Raw genomic sequence first — 2822 nt, 5'->3', positions numbered from 1 at the left:
CTCTAAAAACGGGGGGATTACCCTGGTAATTGGGCGCCTTGTAATCGTTGGTTCTGATCGTGAATTGGCTTGGGGTCAGGTGGCGATTCAGGCTCCAGTGCACGATTTTGTCCAACTCATCCTCTGTGCTTCCACGGTGGAAGTAAATCTGCCGTCGTTCGACAGGCCTGAGGTGATGTGTTGCGTCGGTAATGACGAGCAGGTGACCGTTGCCATCCGTGTGCTGCTCGTGGTAGCTGTACCAGCCTTCTTCTTCCATCAACCGCTGGACAAAATTCCAGTCAGTTTCATACTGCGTACAGTAAGAACGTGACGAAACCGGCCCGGTCAGATCAAAGCGGAATTTTCCGCGCGCCTGGGGATGCACAGAAAACACATCGGCCAAAATGTCGTCGGTTTTCTTGTCTTGCCATATTCGCGCATCTTTACGGAATTTTAAGAAATGTAACCATGGCGCGAATGAAAGCTGGCAAAACGTCAGATCGCCGTCGCTGCCTAACTGTCAAGACCCGGCTGGTTATACACGCGCTTCCTGAACAATTCAGGGCGTTTTTCATGCCAGTCCTTGAGCGCCTGAACAGGTGTTTTATGGTTGAGCGCTCGCTGCGGAATGCTGTGGTTATAAATCTTGACGTAATTGCGCAGCGTCGATTCCAGGTCGGCGGCTGAACCGAAGCGCGTCTGGTTGACGATGTCGCTGATGCGGCCGTTAAAGCGCTCGACCATGCCGTTGGTCTGCGGGTGGCGAGGAGGAATGAGGCGGTGCTCGATGCCGAACTGCTTGCACAGCCGGTCGAACACGTGTGTGCCGCTGGGTTCTTTCTTCTTGCCGCCAGCCGTGAAGCGATCAGTGAACTGGCTGCCGTTGTCGGTCAACAGCTTGATGATCTGGACGGGGCAAGCCTGACGCACCTTCGCCAGGAAATCGACGCTGCTGCTGTCGGTCTGGTCGGCATACAGTTCGATGTAGACCCAACGTGTGGCGCGGTCGATGGCGACGAACAGGTAGCGCCGCGACGTCTCGTCGGGCATCTGCGGCAGGTACTTGATATCGATGTGCACGAAGCCCGGCTCGTAATCCTTGAATGTCTTTTTCGTGACCGGCGTGGCGCCTTCCCGCTCGACCAGGTCGCGCAGGTCCGAGACTCCATGACGGCGCAGGCAGCGCCCCAGGCCGGCACGAGAGACGGCTGGATTGATGAATTCACGCGTGATCGTCAGCAGGTCGTCGGTCGGTAACAGCAGCGTCTTGCGCAGTTCCACCACAATGAGTTCCTGTTCGGGCGACAACGTGGTGTACATCTTGACCGGCGCGTGCGATTTGTCTTCCGGTGTATCGCGGTTCTGCCACTTCCGGATAGTCTGGCGAGTGACGTTGTACAGTCTGGCCAGTTCGGCTTGGGGGAGCGTCGAGTTTCTGATTTCCTCGCGGATCAGGTGGGTCGTACGAGCTTGGCTGTGCAGCGCTTGGGTCATTGAATTGCCGGTGAAAGATCGGATTGGAACAGTGTACGCAAAACGTTCCTGGCCTTGAAGAGCGGCCAGCTACGGATGGGTACATGATCCCACGAGTCTAAACACGGTGCTCGCGGCTACCGCCGAAGCTGTGCCGGTCTGGACCTATCCGATCTTCACCATGGCGCGTCAACTCGTCGATCCAGCCGTCTCTCGTGTGCCGGCTGAGTGCCTGCGCCGTCCGGCTCGGACCTGCGCGACCTGGTCGGAGGGCGGGAAGGCGCCACGCCGGTCCGCGAAAAAGACATTCGAGGATTGCGAGCCGGGCTTCGTGCACATCGATCTCGAGTGCCTCCGCAGATGCCCGACGAGACGTCGCGGCGCTACCTGTTCGTCGCCATCGACCGCGCCACACGTTGGGTCTACATCGAACTGTATGCCGACCAGACCGACAGCAGCAGCGTCGATTTCCTGGCGAAGGTGCGTCGGCTTCCCGTCCAGATCATCAAGCTGTTGACCGACAACGGCAGCCAGTTCACTGATCGCTTCACGGCTGGCGGCAAGAAGAAGAACCCGGCGGCACACGCGTGTTCGACCCGGCAAGCAGTTCGGCATCGAGCACCGCCTCATTCCTCCTCGCCACCCGCAGACCAACGGCATGGTCGAGCGCTTTAACGGCCGCATCAGCGACATCGTCAACCAGACGCGCTTCGGTTCAGCCGCCGACCTGGAATCGACGCTGCGCAATTACGTCAAGATTTATAACCACAGCATTCCGCAGCGAGCGCTCAACCATAAAACACCTGTTCAGGCGCTCAAGGACTGGCATGAAAAACGCCCTGGAATCTTCAGGAACGCGTGTATAACCAGCCGGGTCTTGACAGTTAGGCAGCGACGGCGATCTGACGTTTTGCCAGCTTTCATTCGCGCCATGGTTACATTTCTTAAAATTCCGTAAAGATGCGCGAATATGGCGAGGCCAAAACCGACGACATTTTGGCCGATGTGTTTCTGCTGCATCCCCAGGCGCGCGGAAGATTCCGCTTTGATCTGACCGGGCGAGTTTCGTCACGTTCTTACTGTACGCAGTATGAAACTGACTGGAATTTTGTCCAGCGGTTGATGGAAGAGAAGGCTGGTACAGCTACCACGAGCAGCACGGATGGCAACGGTCACCTGCTCCGTCATTACCGACGCAACACCATCACCTCAGGCCTGCGAACGACGGCAGATTTACTTCCACCGTGGAAGCACAGAGGATGAGTTGGACAAAATCGTGCACTGGAGCCTGAATCGCCACCTGACCCCAAGCCAATTCACGATCAGAACCAACGATTACAAGGCGCCCAATTACCAGGGTAATCCCC

The 2822-nt window shown here is 57.3% G+C and carries 4 protein-coding genes and 1 pseudogene; 3 read left to right on the top strand and 2 right to left on the bottom strand.

Annotation, left to right across the window (positions count from 1 at the left end):
• Window positions 1-481, bottom strand: a 481-nt coding sequence (locus ACWNCF_RS02420; RefSeq protein ID WP_449405889.1) for a contractile injection system protein, VgrG/Pvc8 family, incomplete at its 3' end; no start/stop codon positions are given.
• A 14-nt stretch (window positions 482-495) separates the two neighbouring features.
• Window positions 496-1476 carry an IS481 family transposase gene (locus ACWNCF_RS02415; RefSeq protein ID WP_449405888.1) on the bottom strand — a complete coding sequence of 327 codons (981 nt, stop codon included), beginning with the start codon at window positions 1474-1476 and terminating at the stop codon, window positions 496-498.
• Between the two features lie 175 nt (window positions 1477-1651).
• Between ACWNCF_RS02415 and ACWNCF_RS02410 the strand changes: the two are divergent.
• The 3 genes and pseudogenes from ACWNCF_RS02410 to ACWNCF_RS02400 all read left to right on the top strand — a co-directional run.
• Window positions 1652-2343: pseudogene (locus ACWNCF_RS02410) on the top strand (integrase core domain-containing protein); the annotation flags it as partial.
• Window positions 2344-2415: 72 nt separating this feature from the next.
• A complete protein-coding gene (locus ACWNCF_RS02405; protein WP_449405887.1) occupies window positions 2416-2718 on the top strand; it encodes a contractile injection system protein, VgrG/Pvc8 family in 303 nt (100 codons plus the stop codon).
• A partial coding sequence (locus tag ACWNCF_RS02400) for a hypothetical protein (RefSeq protein ID WP_449405890.1) occupies window positions 2618-2822 on the top strand: 205 nt, incomplete at its 3' end. The genes ACWNCF_RS02405 and ACWNCF_RS02400, both read left to right, overlap by 101 nt.

It is taken from the genome of Massilia phosphatilytica (assembly GCF_977014125.1).
This window is presented reverse-complemented; position numbering and strand designations above follow the sequence as displayed.